17 protein-coding genes and 1 riboswitch are annotated in these 17531 nt (G+C 55.6%); of the genes, 7 read left to right on the forward strand and 10 right to left on the reverse strand.

The window, feature by feature from the left end; genetic code table 11:
* The first annotated feature begins 31 nt into the window (after window positions 1-31).
* Window positions 32-4255 carry a DNA-directed RNA polymerase subunit beta' gene (gene rpoC / locus ECL_RS01190; RefSeq protein ID WP_013095003.1) on the forward strand — a complete coding sequence of 1408 codons (4224 nt, stop codon included), beginning with the start codon at window positions 32-34 and terminating at the stop codon, window positions 4253-4255.
* A gap of 57 nt (window positions 4256-4312) precedes the next feature.
* Here rpoC and ECL_RS01195 read toward each other — a convergent pair whose 3' ends face one another.
* The 10 genes from ECL_RS01195 to ECL_RS01240 all read right to left on the reverse strand — a co-directional run bounded on the left by ECL_RS01195 (window position 4313) and on the right by ECL_RS01240 (window position 13059).
* Complete coding sequence (locus ECL_RS01195) at window positions 4313-4630, reverse strand: PTS lactose/cellobiose transporter subunit IIA (protein ID WP_013095004.1); 318 nt, start codon at window positions 4628-4630, stop codon at window positions 4313-4315.
* Window positions 4630-4938, reverse strand: coding sequence for a PTS sugar transporter subunit IIB (locus tag ECL_RS01200; RefSeq protein WP_023334100.1), 309 nt, complete (start codon window positions 4936-4938; stop codon window positions 4630-4632). Before ECL_RS01200 ends, ECL_RS01195 begins: the two co-directional genes overlap by 1 nt.
* Before the next feature lie 146 nt (window positions 4939-5084).
* Entirely contained in the window at window positions 5085-6626 is a 1542-nt protein-coding gene (locus ECL_RS01205) for a sensor domain-containing diguanylate cyclase (protein ID WP_044159596.1), read from the reverse strand.
* Window positions 6627-6953: 327 nt separating this feature from the next.
* A complete protein-coding gene (thiH, locus tag ECL_RS01210) occupies window positions 6954-8087 on the reverse strand; it encodes a 2-iminoacetate synthase ThiH (RefSeq protein ID WP_013095007.1) in 1134 nt (377 codons plus the stop codon).
* Window positions 8084-8854, reverse strand: a complete 771-nt coding sequence (thiG, locus tag ECL_RS01215; RefSeq protein ID WP_013095008.1) for a thiazole synthase — start codon at window positions 8852-8854, stop codon at window positions 8084-8086. Before thiG ends, thiH begins: the two co-directional genes overlap by 4 nt.
* Before the next feature lies 1 nt (window position 8855).
* Window positions 8856-9056: a sulfur carrier protein ThiS gene (thiS, locus tag ECL_RS01220; RefSeq protein WP_013095009.1), complete on the reverse strand. Its 201-nt coding sequence runs from the start codon at window positions 9054-9056 to the stop codon at window positions 8856-8858.
* On the reverse strand, window positions 9040-9795 hold the full coding sequence (locus tag ECL_RS01225; protein ID WP_013095010.1) for a HesA/MoeB/ThiF family protein: 756 nt from the start codon (window positions 9793-9795) through the stop codon (window positions 9040-9042). Before ECL_RS01225 ends, thiS begins: the two co-directional genes overlap by 17 nt.
* Window positions 9788-10423, reverse strand: coding sequence for a thiamine phosphate synthase (gene thiE / locus ECL_RS01230; RefSeq protein ID WP_013095011.1), 636 nt, complete (start codon window positions 10421-10423; stop codon window positions 9788-9790). The genes ECL_RS01225 and thiE overlap by 8 nt, the downstream gene beginning before the upstream one ends.
* A complete protein-coding gene (gene thiC / locus ECL_RS01235; RefSeq protein ID WP_013095012.1) occupies window positions 10423-12318 on the reverse strand; it encodes a phosphomethylpyrimidine synthase ThiC in 1896 nt (631 codons plus the stop codon). Before thiC ends, thiE begins: the two co-directional genes overlap by 1 nt.
* A gap of 79 nt (window positions 12319-12397) precedes the next feature.
* Window positions 12398-12507, reverse strand: a riboswitch (TPP riboswitch).
* A 54-nt stretch (window positions 12508-12561) separates the two neighbouring features.
* Complete coding sequence (locus ECL_RS01240; RefSeq protein WP_013095013.1) at window positions 12562-13059, reverse strand: Rsd/AlgQ family anti-sigma factor; 498 nt, start codon at window positions 13057-13059, stop codon at window positions 12562-12564.
* Window positions 13060-13154: 95 nt separating this feature from the next.
* Here ECL_RS01240 and nudC point away from each other — a divergent pair, with 95 nt between their 5' ends.
* The 6 genes from nudC to ECL_RS01270 all read left to right on the forward strand — a co-directional run bounded on the left by nudC (window position 13155) and on the right by ECL_RS01270 (window position 17509).
* A complete protein-coding gene (gene nudC, locus ECL_RS01245; RefSeq protein WP_013095014.1) occupies window positions 13155-13928 on the forward strand; it encodes an NAD(+) diphosphatase in 774 nt (257 codons plus the stop codon).
* Between the two features lie 40 nt (window positions 13929-13968).
* A complete protein-coding gene (gene hemE / locus ECL_RS01250) occupies window positions 13969-15033 on the forward strand; it encodes a uroporphyrinogen decarboxylase (RefSeq protein ID WP_013095015.1) in 1065 nt (354 codons plus the stop codon).
* A gap of 9 nt (window positions 15034-15042) precedes the next feature.
* The gene (gene nfi, locus ECL_RS01255) at window positions 15043-15711 is read left to right on the forward strand and encodes a deoxyribonuclease V (protein ID WP_013095016.1); all 669 of its coding nucleotides are present in this window, start codon (window positions 15043-15045) and stop codon (window positions 15709-15711) included.
* A 44-nt stretch (window positions 15712-15755) separates the two neighbouring features.
* The gene (locus ECL_RS01260; RefSeq protein WP_013095017.1) at window positions 15756-16346 is read left to right on the forward strand and encodes a YjaG family protein; all 591 of its coding nucleotides are present in this window, start codon (window positions 15756-15758) and stop codon (window positions 16344-16346) included.
* 186 nt (window positions 16347-16532) lie between these two features.
* Window positions 16533-16805, forward strand: a complete 273-nt coding sequence (gene hupA, locus ECL_RS01265) for a nucleoid-associated protein HU-alpha (RefSeq protein ID WP_002445246.1) — start codon at window positions 16533-16535, stop codon at window positions 16803-16805.
* Between the two features lie 11 nt (window positions 16806-16816).
* Complete coding sequence (locus ECL_RS01270) at window positions 16817-17509, forward strand: DUF1481 domain-containing protein (protein WP_044159086.1); 693 nt, start codon at window positions 16817-16819, stop codon at window positions 17507-17509.
* Window positions 17510-17531 lie beyond the last annotated feature (22 nt).

The following is a 17531-nucleotide window of genomic DNA, read 5'->3' on the forward strand; positions in this document are numbered from 1 at the left end:
AGAGTGTGCTAACTCCGACGGGAGCAAATCCGTGAAAGACTTATTAAAGTTTCTGAAAGCGCAAACTAAAACCGAAGAGTTTGATGCGATCAAAATTGCTCTGGCTTCGCCAGACATGATCCGTTCATGGTCTTTCGGTGAAGTTAAAAAGCCGGAAACCATCAACTACCGTACGTTCAAACCTGAGCGTGACGGCCTTTTCTGTGCACGTATTTTCGGGCCAGTAAAAGATTACGAGTGCCTGTGCGGTAAGTACAAGCGCCTGAAACACCGTGGTGTGATCTGTGAGAAGTGCGGCGTTGAAGTGACCCAGACCAAAGTGCGCCGTGAGCGCATGGGCCACATCGAGCTGGCGTCTCCGACTGCTCACATCTGGTTCCTGAAATCTCTGCCGTCCCGTATCGGCCTGCTGCTGGATATGCCGCTGCGCGATATCGAACGTGTTCTGTACTTCGAATCTTATGTGGTTATCGAAGGCGGGATGACGAACCTGGAACGTCACCAGATCCTGACTGAAGAGCAGTATCTGGACGCGCTGGAAGAGTTCGGTGACGAATTCGACGCGAAGATGGGTGCGGAAGCTATTCAGGCCCTGCTGAAGAGCATGGATCTGGAGCAAGAGTGCGAGCAGCTGCGTGAAGAGCTGAACGAAACCAACTCCGAAACCAAGCGTAAAAAGCTGACCAAGCGTATCAAACTGCTGGAAGCGTTCGTTCAGTCTGGTAACAAGCCAGAGTGGATGATCCTGACCGTTCTGCCGGTTCTGCCGCCAGATCTGCGTCCGCTGGTTCCGCTGGATGGTGGTCGTTTCGCAACGTCCGATCTGAACGATCTGTATCGTCGCGTGATCAACCGTAACAACCGTCTGAAACGTCTGCTGGATCTGGCTGCGCCGGATATCATCGTACGCAACGAAAAACGTATGCTGCAGGAAGCGGTAGATGCCCTGCTGGATAACGGTCGTCGCGGTCGTGCGATCACCGGTTCTAACAAACGTCCTCTGAAATCTTTGGCCGACATGATCAAAGGTAAACAGGGTCGTTTCCGTCAGAACCTGCTCGGTAAGCGTGTTGACTACTCCGGTCGTTCTGTAATCACCGTAGGTCCATACCTGCGTCTGCATCAGTGCGGTCTGCCGAAGAAAATGGCACTGGAGCTGTTCAAACCATTCATCTACGGCAAACTGGAGTTGCGAGGACTCGCCACCACCATCAAAGCCGCTAAGAAAATGGTTGAGCGTGAAGAAGCTGTCGTTTGGGATATCCTGGACGAAGTGATCCGCGAGCACCCGGTACTGCTGAACCGTGCACCAACTCTGCACCGTCTGGGTATCCAGGCATTTGAGCCAGTCCTGATCGAAGGTAAAGCTATTCAGCTGCACCCACTGGTTTGTGCGGCGTATAACGCCGACTTCGATGGTGACCAGATGGCTGTTCACGTACCGCTGACGCTGGAAGCCCAGCTCGAAGCGCGTGCGCTGATGATGTCTACCAACAACATCCTGTCTCCAGCGAACGGCGAGCCAATCATCGTTCCTTCTCAGGACGTTGTATTGGGTCTGTACTACATGACCCGTGACTGTGTTAACGCTAAAGGCGAAGGCATGGTGCTGACTGGCCCGAAAGAAGCTGAGCGTATTTATCGCGCTGGCCTGGCCTCTTTGCATGCGCGCGTTAAAGTGCGTATCACTGAATACGAAAAAGATGCTAACGGCGAATTCGTTGCGAAAACCAGCCTGAAAGACACGACTATCGGCCGTGCCATTCTGTGGATGATCGTACCGAAAGGTCTGCCTTTCTCCATCGTCAACCAGGCGCTGGGTAAGAAAGCGATCTCCAAAATGCTGAACACCTGTTACCGCATTCTGGGTCTGAAGCCGACCGTTATCTTCGCTGACCAGACAATGTACACCGGCTTTGCTTATGCAGCGCGTTCAGGTGCATCTGTTGGTATCGATGACATGGTCATCCCAGAGAAGAAACACGAGATCATCTCTGAAGCAGAAGCTGAAGTTGCGGAAATCCAGGAGCAGTTCCAGTCTGGTCTGGTAACCGCGGGCGAACGCTACAACAAAGTTATCGATATCTGGGCTGCGGCGAACGATCGTGTATCCAAAGCGATGATGGATAACCTGCAAACCGAAACCGTGATTAACCGTGACGGCGTAGAAGAGCAGCAGGTTTCCTTCAACAGCATTTACATGATGGCCGACTCCGGTGCGCGTGGTTCTGCAGCACAGATTCGTCAGCTGGCAGGTATGCGTGGTCTGATGGCGAAGCCAGATGGCTCCATCATCGAAACGCCAATCACCGCGAACTTCCGTGAAGGTCTGAACGTACTCCAGTACTTCATCTCCACGCACGGTGCGCGTAAAGGTCTGGCGGATACCGCACTGAAAACAGCGAACTCCGGTTATCTGACGCGTCGTCTGGTTGACGTTGCGCAGGATCTGGTGGTGACCGAAGACGATTGTGGCACCCTTGAAGGTATCACCATGACCCCGGTTATCGAGGGTGGTGATGTTAAAGAGCCACTGCGCGATCGCGTACTGGGTCGTGTTACCGCGGAAGACATTCTGAAGCCGGGTACCGCAGACATTCTGGTTCCACGCAACACGCTGCTGCACGAACAGTGGTGTGACCTGCTGGAAGCGAACTCTGTTGACTCCGTGAAAGTGCGTTCCGTTGTATCCTGTGACACCGACTTTGGTGTATGTGCGCACTGCTACGGTCGTGACCTGGCACGTGGCCACATCATCAACAAAGGTGAAGCCATCGGCGTTATCGCGGCACAGTCCATCGGTGAGCCGGGTACACAGCTGACGATGCGTACGTTCCACATCGGTGGTGCGGCATCTCGTGCGGCTGCTGAATCCAGCATCCAGGTGAAAAACAAAGGTAGCATCAAGCTCAGCAACGCGAAATCGGTTGTGAACTCCAGCGGTAAACTGGTTATCACTTCTCGTAACACCGAACTGAAGCTGATCGACGAATTCGGTCGTACCAAAGAGAGCTATAAAGTGCCTTACGGTGCTGTTATGGCGAAAGGTGATGGCGAGCAGGTTGCCGGCGGTGAAACCGTTGCAAACTGGGATCCACACACCATGCCAGTTATCACCGAAGTGAGTGGTTTCATCCGCTTCACTGACATGATCGACGGCCAGACCATTACTCGTCAGACTGACGAGCTGACCGGTCTGTCTTCTCTGGTGGTTCTGGATTCTGCTGAACGTACTACCGGCGGTAAAGATCTGCGTCCTGCACTGAAAATCGTTGATGCTCAGGGTAACGACGTTCTGATCCCTGGTACCGATATGCCTGCGCAGTACTTCCTGCCTGGTAAAGCGATTGTACAGCTGGAAGATGGCGTACAGATCAGCTCTGGTGACACCCTGGCGCGTATTCCTCAGGAATCCGGCGGTACCAAGGACATCACCGGTGGTCTGCCACGCGTTGCGGATCTGTTCGAAGCACGTCGTCCGAAAGAGCCGGCAATCCTGGCTGAAATCAGCGGTATCATCTCCTTCGGTAAAGAGACCAAAGGTAAACGCCGTCTGGTTATCACCCCGGTAGATGGCAGCGAGCCGTACGAAGAGATGATTCCTAAGTGGCGTCAGCTCAACGTGTTCGAAGGTGAACGCGTAGAACGTGGTGACGTGGTTTCCGACGGTCCAGAAGCGCCGCACGACATCCTGCGTCTGCGTGGTGTGCATGCTGTTACGCGTTACATTGTTAACGAAGTACAGGACGTATACCGTCTGCAGGGCGTTAAGATTAACGATAAACACATCGAAGTTATCGTTCGTCAGATGCTGCGTAAAGCGACCATCGAGAACGCGGGCAGCTCCGAGTTCCTGGAAGGCGAGCAGGTTGAGTACTCACGCGTCAAGATCGCTAACCGCGAACTGGAAGCGAACGGCAAAATCGGTGCGACCTTCTCGCGCGATCTGCTGGGTATCACCAAAGCGTCTCTGGCAACCGAGTCCTTCATCTCTGCAGCATCGTTCCAGGAAACCACTCGTGTCCTGACCGAAGCCGCTGTTGCAGGTAAACGCGATGAACTGCGCGGTCTGAAAGAGAACGTTATCGTGGGTCGTCTGATCCCAGCGGGTACCGGTTATGCGTACCATCAGGATCGTATGCGTCGTCGTGCTGCAGGCGAACTGCCAGCTGCACCGCAGGTGACTGCTGAAGATGCATCCGCGAGCCTGGCAGAGCTGCTGAACGCAGGTCTGGGCGGTTCCGACAACGAGTAATCGTTGATGCCGTAAATAAAAAACCCGCCTCGGCGGGTTTTTTTACAGCTGTAGCTTTTAATTTAGCAACGGGATGCGTCGATAAAGCTCAATCATATCGCCCGCCAGATCCTGGATGACCATCGCGTTCATCAGGTGATCCTGAGAATGGACGGTAATCAGGTTAACAGGAAGCTTCCCGGTGCCTTCATCAAGACCAATAAGCTGTGTCTGGATGGTGTGCGCATGCTTCACATACTCGCGCGACTCTTCCATCGCCTTTTCGGCTTCGTCAAAGTCACCTTTACGCGCCATCTGTAATGCCGTCAGGGCAGCACTGCGCGCCGCACCCGCGTTGACCAGCAGTTCCATGATTGTCGTTTCTAAGTCTTCCATTATGACTCCAGCAGTTTGAGCGCTTTTTCCAGTACGGCATCACCTTTCATCATGCCGTAATCCATCATGTCGATCACCGCGACCTTTTTACCCAGCGGCTCGGCCTGGGCCTGAAGTTTCGCCTGCTCGTATTTAACCTGTGGCCCCAGTAATACGATGTCGGCCGTCGCGATGTTGTCTTTAAATTCCGCGACCGGAACGGCTTTAATGGTGACTTCAACCCCTTTTTTCTGCGCGGCGTCTTTCATACGTTGAACCAGCATGCTCGTTGACATTCCCGCTGCACAGCATAAAACGATGTTCTTCATAATCAGCCTCGATCTACATGTGTTTATTGATAATTATCCCGTGCAGACTGCTTCAACAACCGCTTTACGGTGATTGTGTGTCAGGCATCACAAAGAAATCGGCATTTTTCTGAAACCGGTTACAATTTTGCGCCGGGCAGCGAAAATCAGCCGACGGACGTTCGAATAATGCGGTTTTTTCCCTGTTGTTTCGCGCTGTAGAGGGCGTTATCTACGCTCCCCACCAGTTCTTCCAGCGGTTCGAAATGCCACTCTCCCAGACCGGCACTGAACGTTACCCGCAGGTTTTCTTCCCGCCAGAGGCGTTTTTCAACGGCGGTACGCCACGCGTCCAGTAACGAGAATGCGCTAGCGATCTGGTCAGCCTGGAAAATCACTGCGAACTCTTCTCCACCGTAGCGGTAAACCGAGACGTTATGCGGCTGCATTATCTGGATCCCTTCACGCGCCACGTTACGCAGGACAATATCACCGCTCAGGTGACCCCAGGTGTCGTTAATCGATTTAAAGTTGTCGATGTCAATCAGCGCCAGGGCGAAAGGCTGGTGGGCACTGAGTAGCTCATCTACATCGCTATCAAATGCCCGGCGGTTTTTGCAGCCGGTGAGTGCATCATGGGTGGCCTGGCGCACATAGGCCATCTCACGCGCTTTATTGGACTGGATGGTATGGCTAAGCATCGCTTCCAGACGCGGAGCCTGGTTGACGTCGCCGGTTTTGATGGCGTTGATAATCGTCATCAGCACGGTACGCGACTCATGGCGCAGGTACAGACCGAAGAGGATGATAATGATGGCCGCCAGCGCAAAACCCCAGCCGACGATAGTGGTCTCATGGCGGGTAATGTCGGTGAGCGTTGCGCCCGAAACCCGGTAGATGACAAACCAGTCCGGGTTGGTGAAGGAGTAGTAGTAATACCAGGCTTTGGTTTTCTTATCATACAGATGGCCTTCGCTGCTGGTCATTTTGTCCATCAGCGCTTCGCTCACGTACTGCTTGAAGAGTGCGCCCGGATCAGGATGAAGCACCACGGCACCGTCGCGTTCGACAACAAAGAATTCCCCTTGTACAGGCGCTACCATCTGACGAAGGGTAAACCCCATGGAGGTCAAATCGAGATGAAATGCTATTGTACCCTTGAGCCGTCCTTCCGGCGAAATCAACGGCTTATAAAGAGTGACCGTGGGATGCCCGGTAAAATAGTCCATGTAGGGGCGGGTATAGTGGCTGAAGATGCTGGCTTCCGCCTGGGCGATGAACCATGGACGCGTCCGGGGATCGAAGGTTTTGCTCTTTTCCGTGGGAAGTACCTCCGGCGCGCGCAGATAACGGCCCTGGGTGTCTGTCAGAGAAATGGAAGAGACGGTCGGCATCAGGTTCTGTAGATGCATCAACATCTGTAAACCCTGCGACGGATTGACGTTCAGCATCTCGTTCAGCGTGTCGTTGCGTGCAAAATAGAGCGCCGAACGCCCAAGGATATAGTCGTTTTCACGCAGGATAGATTCGGTGTAGTTCACCGCCAGGTTGTGGGTGAAGTTACCATTAATCTTATGATAATCCTCAAGAAAATCTTTTTGTTGTGAAAGGGTAACCACGACCGCGATCAGCGCAAAACTGCACAGGATCCCCGCAAAGCTGAGCATAATGGGTCGGGTAAAAGAGAGCTTTCTGCTGTGAAGTGCCATGAGTTGTACATCAATCCTGATGGTGAGTTTTTTCGTCTGCCGATATCCTCTCAGCATAGTCGCTGTCCTGCGGTTAGCTGTGAATTATACGGAACACAGTTTCAGATGAGATGATTTATCTTAAGAACCATTAAGAAAATACTCATTCCTCTGGCGGGCGGCGTGTGCAATGAATCAGAGGCAGGGCGAAACGAGGAAGAAGCTTTTCGCCCTGGTCAGCTTCCGTTGCTGACGGCATGACAATAAAAAACCGGACGATAGATGACAATCGTCCGGTTGTGACTCTCCAGAGCGCCTCGACAATTTTTTAACGGCTTGCAGTGCGTTTCAACGCATTTGCGAGGCTCTTCCCAGCCAACTATCCCAGTCTTTCCAGACCGGTTGTAACCCCTGCGCGGTCAGGGCGGCGGCAACCGCTTCTGGCCGTCGACTATCATGTGGCGCAAATTGTTCCAGCTCCGGATGGTCATCGGCATAGCCCCCTGGCTGCGTTTTGGAGAACGCACTGACGTTGTTAATCGCAAGCGGGATCACGCGGTCACGAAACGCAGGAGATTCACGCGTCGAGAGGGATAATTCAACCTCCGGGGCAAGCAGGCGAAACGCACAGATGGCCTGGACCAGCTGACGTTCGTCCATTACCGAGGCGGGTTCAACACCTCCCGTACATGGCCGCAAGCGTGGGAAAGAGATGGAGTAACGGCTTTGCCAGTAGTGCTGCTGCAGCCATAGCAGGTGTTCCGCTACCATGTAGCAATCCACTCGCCAGCTATCTGACAGCCCAATCAGCGCACCCAGACCGATTTTGTCGATCCCGGCCCGGCCCAGTCTGTCCGGGGTCTCCAGCCGGAAGAAGAAATCCTGTTTCTTTCCCTTCAGGTGATGCCGGGCATACGTCGCCTCGTGGTAGGTTTCCTGATACACCATCACTCCGTCCAGCCCGAGGGTTTTAAGCTCCGCGTATTCCTCCTGCGACAGGGGCTGAACCTCCATCTGTAGCGACGCGAACTGACGGCGAATGGCCGGAAGGTGCTGTCGAAAATAGTCCATCCCGACTTTGCTCTGATGTTCACCCGTGACCAGCAGGAGATGCTCAAAACCCATTTCACGGATGGCGGCACACTCACGGGCGATTTCGCTCTCATCGAGTGTTTTCCGCTTGATGCGGTTGCTCATGGAGAAGCCGCAGTAGGTGCAGTTATTCGCGCACAGGTTAGAGAGGTAGAGCGGTACGTAAAAGCTCACCGTGTTGCCAAAACGCTGGCGGGTGAGCCTCTGAGCGCGCTGGGCCATCGGCTCAAGAAAGGTGCTCGCCGCCGGAGAGAGCAGGGCCATCATATCGTCGCGGGACAGGTGACGGGCTTGTAAGGCGCGCTCCACGTCAGCCTGCGTTTTACTGTTGATACGCAGGGCAATATCGTCCCAGTTAAGCTGCCGCCAGCGGTCGGTAAAGGTGGTCATGAGAGCGCCTCCAGAAAGCCGGTCAACGGGCTGGTGGCCTGTGCCTGAAAACTGCGCGTTCCCGGGCCAGACTCTCGTGCCAGCAAGCCAGCCTCCACGGCCATGCGGAACGCACGGGCCATCCTGATGGGGTCGTCGGCGACCGCAATGGCTGTGTTCACCAGCACGGCACTTGCTCCCATCTCCAGCGCCTGGGCGGCATGGCTGGGCACGCCAATGCCTGCATCCACCACCACCGGCACGGTGGCTTGCTCAATGATGATCTCCAGCATGGCGCGGGTCTCCAGGCCCTGATTAGAACCAATTGGAGCGCCCAGCGGCATGACGGCAGCGCAGCCGACCTCTTCCAGCCGTTTACACAGCACGGGATCGGCCCCGCAGTAGGGCAGAACGGTAAAGCCTTGCTGCACCAGCTTTTCGGCCGCTTTTAACGTTTCGATGGGGTCGGGCAACAGCCAGCGCGCATCCGGATGTATTTCCAGTTTCAGCCAGTGGGTACCCAGCGCTTCACGGGCCAGCTGAGCCGCAAAAATCGCCTCTTCAGCCGTTTTCGCACCGGAGGTATTGGGCAGCAGGGTAACGCCAGCATCCAGCAATGGTGCCAGAATGGCGTCGCTGTGATGGCGCAGATCGACGCGCTTGAGCGCCAGCGTCACCAGCTGGCTGCCGCTTTCACGGATGGCATCCACCATCAGCTGCGGCGAGGCGAATTTTCCGGTCCCGGTAAACAGATGTGAATCAAAGACTTTATCAGCAATACGTAACATCTCAGCCCCCGGCGATAACCTGAAACAGCAGGATCTGGTCGCCTTCGCTCACCTGCTGATGTTCCCACTGCTCACGCGGCAGGATCTGTTGATTAAGCGCCAGCGCCGTTCCCGGCTTGAGCTGGCGCAGCTTCTCGAGCAGCGCGGCAACGGTGAGACCGTCATCGCATTTCATCGGCTCATCATTAAACAGAATGCGCATTGCGGCCTCCGCACACCGGACAGTGGCTGGCGCGGTGCAGTGCCAGATGACGCCAGCCGCTGGAGCGGGCATCAAACAGCCGCAGCGTATTGCGCTCTGTTTCCATACCGCTGAGCAATTTAATGGCTTCCAGCGCCTGCAGGGTTCCCATCACGCCCACCACCGGGCCCAGTATGCCCGCGGTGCGGCAGTTGCGCTCCGGCTCGGCATCATCCGGCCACAGGCAGCGATAACAGCCCTGCGCCCAGGGCGGGGTCAGCACCATCATCTGCCCGCCGAAACCGACCGCACTGGCGGTGATAAGTGGCGTATTCTGTGCCACGCAGGCGGCGTTAATGGCCTGGCGGGTCGCCATATTGTCGGTGCAGTCCAGCACCGCATCAGCAAGGGCGACTTCGCGCTGCAGAGTGTCGCCGTGGAGCCGCTCCTGGTGCGCGATGAGCGTGATGTCCGGGTTCAACTGCTTCAGCCTTTTGCGGGTGATTTGCGCTTTGGGCTGGTTAACATCCTCCGTGGTGAAGAGGATTTGTCGCTGCAGGTTACTGATATGTACCTCGTCATCATCGGCCAGAACCAGCGTGCCCACGCCCGCGCCTGCCAGATAGAGCGCGGCAGGAGCGCCTAATCCGCCCAGACCAACAATCAGGACCCGGCTGGCGAGCAGCTTTTGCTGCCCGTCAATGGCGATATCCTCCAGCAGGATCTGGCGGCTGTAGCGCATAAAATCACGATCATTCATCGCCTGCTCCTGCCAGCTTTAACAGCTGTGCGGTGGCGGCCTGCCAGTCTGCCGCCTGGGTAATGGCGCTGACGACAGCGATACTGCCGACACCGGTATCCAGCACGGCAGGAGCGCGTTCCAGGCTGATCCCACCGATCGCGACGGTAGGGTAATCGGCAAGGCGTTTAACGTGCGCCGCCAGCTGCGTCAGCCCCTGTGGGGCAGAGGGCATCTGTTTGGTCTGCGTCGGAAAAACATGGCCAAGTGCGATGTACGAAGGGCGAGCCGCCAGCGCCACGTCGATCTCCATGTCGTCGTGTGTTGACACCCCCAGTCTTAATCCAGCGTCCCGGATAGCGCTCAGGTCCGTTGTTTCCAGGTCCTCCTGACCCAGATGCACACCGTACGCCTGGTGCTTAACGGCCAGTCGCCAGTAGTCGTTGATAAACAGGCGCGCGTCGTAGCGACGCCCCAGTGCGATGGCGGCGACCACATCGGCCTCCACCTCGTCATCACGTTTATCCTTAATGCGCAGCTGGATTGTGCGAACGCCGCACGCCAGCAGGCGTTCAATCCACGCCACGCTGTCCACCACAGGATAGAGCCCTAAACGGAAGGGAACGCAAGGGAAATCAGGCTGATACATTACGCCTCCTCTTTTTTGAGGTAGATTTCGCCGCCCTTCGCGCGGAAGGTTTTTGACATATCCGCCATGCCCACTTCAATGGTTTGCGTGGCGGCGTAGTCACGGACTTCCTGGCTGATTTTCATCGAGCAGAATTTTGGCCCGCACATGGAGCAGAAATGCGCCACTTTGCCCGACTCCTGCGGCAGGGTTTCATCGTGATACGCGCGGGCAGTGAAAGGATCGAGCGCCAGGTTGAACTGGTCTTCCCAGCGGAATTCAAAGCGCGCCTTCGACATGGCGTTGTCGCGGATTTGCGCGCCAGGGTGGCCTTTGGCCAGATCCGCGGCGTGAGCGGCGATTTTGTAGGTGATCAGCCCCTGCTTCACATCCTCTTTGTTGGGCAGGCCGAGGTGCTCTTTCGGCGTCACATAGCAGAGCATGGCGCAGCCGAACCAGCCGATCATCGCCGCACCAATCCCGGAGGTGAAGTGGTCATAGCCCGGAGCGATATCCGTGGTCAACGGCCCCAGGGTATAGAACGGCGCTTCGTGGCAGTGCTCCAGCTCTTCGGTCATGTTGCGGCGGATCATCTGCATTGGCACGTGTCCCGGGCCTTCAATCATCACCTGCACGTCATACTCCCAGGCGATTTTGGTCAGCTCACCCAGGGTATGTAGTTCGGCAAACTGCGCTTCGTCGTTGGCATCACGAATGGAGCCCGGACGCAGGCCGTCGCCCAGCGACAGGGAGACATCGTACGCGGCACAGATTTCACAGATCTCGCGGAAGTGTTCGTAGAGGAAGTTTTCTTTATGGTGCGACAGGCACCATTTGGCCATGATAGAGCCGCCGCGCGAGACAATACCGGTCAGACGCTTCGCCGTCATCGGCACGTAGCGCAGCAGCACGCCCGCGTGAATGGTGAAGTAGTCGACTCCCTGTTCAGCCTGCTCCAGCAGCGTGTCGCGGAAGGCTTCCCAGGTGAGGTCTTCGGCAATACCGTTCACCTTCTCCAGTGCCTGATAAACGGGCACCGTTCCGATAGGCACCGGGCTATTGCGCAGGATCCACTCGCGGGTTTCGTGGATGTAACGCCCGGTGGAGAGATCCATCACCGTGTCCGCGCCCCAGCGTGTCGACCAGACCAGTTTTTCCACCTCTTCTTCAATGGAGGAGGTCACGGCTGAGTTGCCGATATTGGCGTTGACCTTCACCAGGAAGTTGCGGCCAATGATCATTGGTTCAGATTCCGGGTGATTGATGTTGGCAGGGATAATCGCGCGGCCAGCGGCCACTTCATCACGCACAAACTGCGGCGTGATGTTTTCCGGCAGACGTGCCCCGAAGCCTTCACCCGGATGCTGGTGGCGTAACACCTCGCTGCGGATACGCTCGCGACCCATGTTTTCACGAATGGCGATAAACTCCATCTCCGGCGTAACGATGCCCTGGCGGGCATAGTGCAGCTGGGTAACGCATTTACCCGCTTTCGCGCGTTTCGGCGTCAGCAACCCGGCGAAGCGCAGCTCATCAAGACCATCGTCCGCCAGACGCGCTTTGGTGTACGCCGAGCTGCGGTCAGAGAGCTCTTCGCAGTCGTTACGCGCGTCAATCCACGGCTGGCGCAATTTCGGCAGCCCCTGCTGAACGTTAATGGCAACCGCAGGATCGCCGTACGGACCGGAAGTGTCATACACCGGAACGGCTTCGTTATCTTCATACTGCGGGTGCGCTTTGCTGCCACCGATAAGGGTCGGGCTAAGCTGGATTTCACGCATTGGCACGCGGATATCCGCCTGTGAACCGGTGATGTAAATGCGTTTTGAGTTCGGGAAAGCGGTGCCTTCCAGAGTGTCGATGAAGTGTTGGGCTTGTGCGCGCTGTTCGCGGCGGGTCAGTTTTGTTGTAGACATAGCTCATTCCAAAAGTGAAGGACATGGCTTGTCAGACGACGGATGAAGCAAGAGAGGATCGCCCTGGGGGCGATACAACAGCAGTGTGACTCTTGTTCCCTTCGCAGGTATTAGCCTGATCAGGTTCCGCGGATCCCGAATTAACGGTCTCAGCCCGTGCTTGCACACTGGGCACTCCGACAAGAAAAATCCCCCTCCGCAGAGGGGCGAATGGTTGTAAATTACTCGTTAACGATTAAGAACTCAAGCAGGTCGCGCGACGTTATCTTCGTGGCTCACATCCAGGCCGTGATCCAGGGCGAGGGCGATCAGCTTATCTTCCAGCGTGAATCGCTCTTCCAGCGCTTCGCCGAGGTCGGAAAGCGCCTGCTGAAACTCAAGATAGTTATCGTGATCGATAGCGTTCTCAAGCGTGGAATCGTAGTAATCCATGATCTGCTGGGTGTTAGCTTCCAGCAGCGGATAGAGTTTGCTGGCTGCTAAATACGGTGTAGTCCCTTCCATTTCGCGGATAATGCGTTCATAAATATTGAAATGGCCGTCGGACAGATAGTCGACCAGGCTCTGACAAAAATCATCCAGCGCTTTTTCATTCAACCGCATAAACGATTCTTTGCCAGGCTTAATACCGACCAGATTGTAATAAGCCACGAGTAGATGCTTGCGCACATGTAGCCAGCGATCCACCAGTTTGTTACTTCCTCTAACGCGCTCAGTCAGGCTCTCTAGCTGGTTTAACATGGTTGACTCCGCAAGGTTGAGAATTGAATCTGCTTATCCAAAATGTAACCACAATGCTAACAACATGTCAGTGAAGCGAAGGTAGTGCAATAGATATGGATCGTATTATTGAAAAATCAGATCTGGGTTGGTGGATCGTCAGTCACGAACAAAAATTATGGTTGCCTGCCGGGGAAATACCCTATGGCGCAGCAGAAAAATTCGATCTTGTCGGCCTGCCCGCGCTGAAGATCGGGGAATGGCAGGGTGAACCCGTGTGGTTGATCCAACAGCCACGCCGCAATGACATGGGATCGGTTCGTCAGGTGCTGGATCAGGATGTGGGCCTGTTCCAGCTGGCGGGCCGGGGCGTGCAGCTGGCTGAGTTTTACCGTTCGCATAAGTACTGCGGCTACTGTGGTCATACCATGCACCCCAGTAAAACCGAGTGGGCGATGCTCTGCAGCCACTGCCGTGAGCGCTACTACCCGCAAATTGCGCCGTGCATTATCGTCGCTATCCGTCGTGACGATTCCATCCTGCTGGCGCAGCATACCCGTCATCGCAACGGCATTCATACCGTGCTGGCCGGGTTCGTCGAGGTGGGCGAAACGCTGGAACAGGCGGTGGCGCGTGAAGTGATGGAAGAGAGCGGGATTAAGGTTAAAAACCTGCGCTATGTTACCTCCCAGCCGTGGCCGTTCCCGCAGTCGCTGATGACGGCCTTTATGGCCGATTATGACAGCGGCGAGATTGTCATCGACCAGAAAGAGTTGCTGGAGGCGAACTGGTATCGTTATGACGATTTGCCGCTGCTGCCACCACCAGGCACCGTCGCCCGTCGGCTGATAGAAGATACCGTAGCAATGTGTCGGGCTGATGCTGAGTGACATGTTACACTGAGGCCATGACGCTTAAGGAACTGCAAAAATGACCGAACTGAAAAACGATCGTTATCTGCGTGCGCTGCTGCGCCAGCCCGTTGATGTCACCCCGGTGTGGATGATGCGCCAGGCGGGACGCTATTTGCCAGAGTACAAAGCCACGCGTGCGCAGGCGGGCGATTTTATGTCGCTGTGCAAAAATGCCGAGCTGGCGTGTGAAGTCACGCTCCAGCCGCTGCGCCGCTTCCCGCTGGATGCCGCCATTCTCTTTTCGGACATTCTGACCATTCCGGATGCGATGGGCCTTGGGCTCTATTTCGAAACCGGCGAAGGCCCGCGTTTCACTTCAACAATCAAAAGCAAAGCGGATGTTGATAAGCTGCCCGTTCCCGATCCTGAGCAGGAGCTGGGCTATGTGATGAATGCCGTGCGCACCATTCGTCGCGAACTGAAAGGCGAAGTCCCGCTGATTGGCTTCTCCGGCAGTCCGTGGACGCTGGCGACCTATATGGTTGAAGGCGGCAGCAGTAAAGCCTTTACCGTGATCAAAAAGATGATGTATGCAGAGCCGCTGGCCCTGCATGCGCTACTCGATAAGCTGGCGAAAAGCGTCACCCTCTATCTGAACGCGCAGATCAAAGCGGGTGCGCAGTCGGTGATGATTTTCGATACCTGGGGCGGCGTGCTGACCGGGCGCGATTATCAGCAATTTTCGCTCTACTACATGCACAAAATCGTTGATGGCCTGCTGCGTGAAAATGAAGGCCGCCGTGTGCCGGTCACGCTGTTCACCAAAGGCGGCGGCCAGTGGCTGGAAGCCATGGCGGCGACCGGCTGCGATGCGCTGGGTCTCGACTGGACCACCGATATCGCCGACGCGCGCCGTCGCGTGGGTGACAAAGTGGCGCTGCAGGGCAATATGGATCCGTCCATGCTCTACGCGCAGCCTGCCCGTATTGAAGAAGAGGTGGCGTCTATTCTGGCTGGCTTTGGCCAGGGGGAAGGGCACGTGTTTAACCTCGGGCACGGTATCCATCAGGACGTTCCGCCAGAGCACGCTGGCGCGTTTGTGGAGGCGGTGCACCGACTTTCTGCGCAATATCACAAATAAGGAGTGGTTATGGATCTCGCGTCATTACGCGCTCAACAGATAGAACTGGCTTCATCCGTGATCCGCGAGGATCGTCTGGATAAGGATCCCCCGCAGTATATAGGCGGTGCGGATGTCGGGTTTGAGCAGGGCGGTGAAGTGACGCGGGCGGCGATGGTGCTGCTGAAGTACCCCTCACTTGAGCTGGTGGAGTACAAAGTGGCGCGTATCGCCACCACCATGCCGTACATACCGGGCTTTCTCTCCTTCCGTGAATACCCCGCGCTGCTCGCAGCGTGGGAGCAACTCTCACAAAAACCCGATCTGCTGTTTGTTGATGGACACGGTATCTCTCATCCGCGTCGCTTAGGCGTTGCCAGCCACTTTGGTCTGCTGGTGGATGTACCCACCATCGGTGTGGCCAAAAAACGCCTGTGCGGTGCATTTGAGCCGCTCTCCGCCGAGCCGGGCGCGCTGGCGCCGCTTATTGATAAGGGTGAGCAGCTGGCATGGGTCTGGCGCAGTAAAGCGCGCTGTAACCCGCTGTTTATCGCAACCGGGCACCGTGTGAGCATGGACAGCGCCCTGGCCTGGGTGCAGCGTTGTATGAAGGGTTACCGGTTACCTGAGCCCACGCGTTGGGCAGATGCGGTGGCCTCTGCTCGTCCGGCTTTTGTTCGTTGGCAGGAAATTCAGTGATGAATCAGGTAAACTGCGACTAATTTTCGATTCGAGATCTCATCATGCTACAAAACCCGATTCACCTGCGCCTTGAGAAGCTGGAAAGCTGGCAGCACGTCACCTTTATGGCTTGCCTGTGCGAGCGCATGTATCCGAACTACGCCGCGTTCTGCAAGCAGACGGAGTTTGGTGATGGCCATATTTATCGCCGGATCCTCGACCTCATCTGGGAAACGCTGACGGTCAAAGACGCAAAGGTGAACTTCGACTCTCAGCTGGAAAAACTCGAAGAGGCTATTCCGGTGGCGGATGATTTTGATCTGTACGGTGTCTATCCGGCAATTGATGCCTGCGTAGCGTTAAGCGAACTGATTCACTCTCGTCTGAGCGGTGAAACGCTGGAGCACGCTATTGAAGTCAGTAAGGCATCCATTACGACCGTAGCAATGCTCGAAATGACCCAGGCAGGCCGTGAAATGACCGACGAAGAGCTGCGGGCTAACCCTGCTGTTGAACAGGAATGGGATATTCAGTGGGAGATTTTCCGCCTGCTGGCAGAGTGTGAAGAACGCGATATTGAGCTGATAAAAGGGCTGCGTGCGGACTTGCGTGAGGCCGGCGAGAGTAATATTGGTATAATTTTTAACCAATGAGACAACAAAACGTGATTTAACGCCTGTTTTGTCGCACCTCGACTCTTCCCTTCTGCCCCCCGTCTGGTCTACATTTGGGGGGCGAAAAAAAGTGGCTATCGGTGCGTGTATGCAGGAGAGTGCTATTTTGGCATTTTCGTCGCACTCGATGCTTAGCAAGCGATAAACACATTGAAAGGATAACTTATGAACAAGACTCAACTGATTGATGTAATTGCGGACAAGGCTGATCTGTCTAAAGTGCAGGCTAAAGCTGCTCTGGAATCTACCCTGGCTGCTATTACTGAGTCTCTGAAAGAAGGCGATGCTGTACAACTGGTTGGTTTCGGTACCTTCAAAGTGAACCACCGCGCTGAGCGTACTGGCCGCAACCCGCAGACCGGTAAAGAAATCAAAATCGCCGCAGCTAACGTGCCGGCATTTGTTTCTGGTAAAGCACTGAAAGACGCAGTTAAGTAAGACGCGTGGCAGTGAACAGTTTTAACGAAGGGGCGGCAACGCCCCTTTTGTCATTCTGGCGTGGCGCGCTCGCGCTGGCGGGCGTGTTACTGCTTTCCGCCTGTAGCCATGACACCTCTTTACCACCGTTTACCGCCAGCGGTTACGCTGACAACCAGGGAGCGGTGAGGATCTGGCGTAAAGATTCTGGCGGTGAAGTGCATCTGCTTTCCGCTTTTAGCCCGTGGCATAACGGCAATACATCGACCGCAGAGTATCGCTGGCAGGGAGACGACCTGTCATTCATCGAACTCAATATCTACGGCAAAACCCCCGAACATGTAAAAGTGCGGTTTGATGACCACGGCGAGCTGAGTTTTATGCAGCGTGAAGTCAACGCTCAAAAACAGCAACTCTCCAGCGATCAGGTTGCTCTCTATCGTTATCGTGCCGGACAAATCCGCCAGACCAGTGATGCGCTGCGTCAGGGACGCGTGGTGCTGCGCCAGGGGCGCTGGCATACCGATGGTACGGTCACTACCTGCGAAGGGCAGACAGTCAAACCTGATCTTGAATCCTGGGCAACCGAACATATTCAGCGCCGTCAGCGTCATTCATCGATGGAAGTGAGTGTGGCGTGGCTTGAAGCGCCTGAAGGCTCTCAGCTGTTGCTGGTGGCGAACGAAGATTTCTGCACCTGGCAGCCGACAGAAAAGAGTTTTTGACGTAAATCCCCTCTCCCTTCAG

The sequence above is a fragment of the Enterobacter cloacae subsp. cloacae ATCC 13047 genome (genome assembly GCF_000025565.1).
In the GTDB taxonomy this organism is placed as follows: Bacteria; Pseudomonadota; Gammaproteobacteria; order Enterobacterales; family Enterobacteriaceae; genus Enterobacter; species Enterobacter cloacae.

Excerpts from the sequence above, each read along its gene's own strand:
- ECL_RS01195 (WP_013095004.1), bottom strand. The coding sequence starts at position 4,630 with ATGGAAGACTTAGAAACGACAATCATGGAACTGCTGGTCAACGCGGGT.
- ECL_RS01200 (WP_023334100.1), bottom strand. The coding sequence starts at position 4,938 with ATGAAGAACATCGTTTTATGCTGTGCAGCGGGAATGTCAACGAGCATG.
- ECL_RS01205 (WP_044159596.1), bottom strand. The coding sequence starts at position 6,626 with ATGGCACTTCACAGCAGAAAGCTCTCTTTTACCCGACCCATTATGCTC.
- thiH (WP_013095007.1), bottom strand. The coding sequence starts at position 8,087 with ATGACCACCTTTACCGACCGCTGGCGGCAGCTTAACTGGGACGATATT.
- thiG (WP_013095008.1), bottom strand. The coding sequence starts at position 8,854 with ATGTTACGTATTGCTGATAAAGTCTTTGATTCACATCTGTTTACCGGG.
- thiS (WP_013095009.1), bottom strand. The coding sequence starts at position 9,056 with ATGCGCATTCTGTTTAATGATGAGCCGATGAAATGCGATGACGGTCTC.
- ECL_RS01225 (WP_013095010.1), bottom strand. The coding sequence starts at position 9,795 with ATGAATGATCGTGATTTTATGCGCTACAGCCGCCAGATCCTGCTGGAG.
- thiE (WP_013095011.1), bottom strand. The coding sequence starts at position 10,423 with ATGTATCAGCCTGATTTCCCTTGCGTTCCCTTCCGTTTAGGGCTCTAT.
- thiC (WP_013095012.1), bottom strand. The coding sequence starts at position 12,318 with ATGTCTACAACAAAACTGACCCGCCGCGAACAGCGCGCACAAGCCCAA.
- ECL_RS01240 (WP_013095013.1), bottom strand. The coding sequence starts at position 13,059 with ATGTTAAACCAGCTAGAGAGCCTGACTGAGCGCGTTAGAGGAAGTAAC.
- nudC (WP_013095014.1), top strand. The coding sequence starts at position 13,155 with ATGGATCGTATTATTGAAAAATCAGATCTGGGTTGGTGGATCGTCAGT.
- hemE (WP_013095015.1), top strand. The coding sequence starts at position 13,969 with ATGACCGAACTGAAAAACGATCGTTATCTGCGTGCGCTGCTGCGCCAG.
- nfi (WP_013095016.1), top strand. The coding sequence starts at position 15,043 with ATGGATCTCGCGTCATTACGCGCTCAACAGATAGAACTGGCTTCATCC.
- ECL_RS01260 (WP_013095017.1), top strand. The coding sequence starts at position 15,756 with ATGCTACAAAACCCGATTCACCTGCGCCTTGAGAAGCTGGAAAGCTGG.
- hupA (WP_002445246.1), top strand. The coding sequence starts at position 16,533 with ATGAACAAGACTCAACTGATTGATGTAATTGCGGACAAGGCTGATCTG.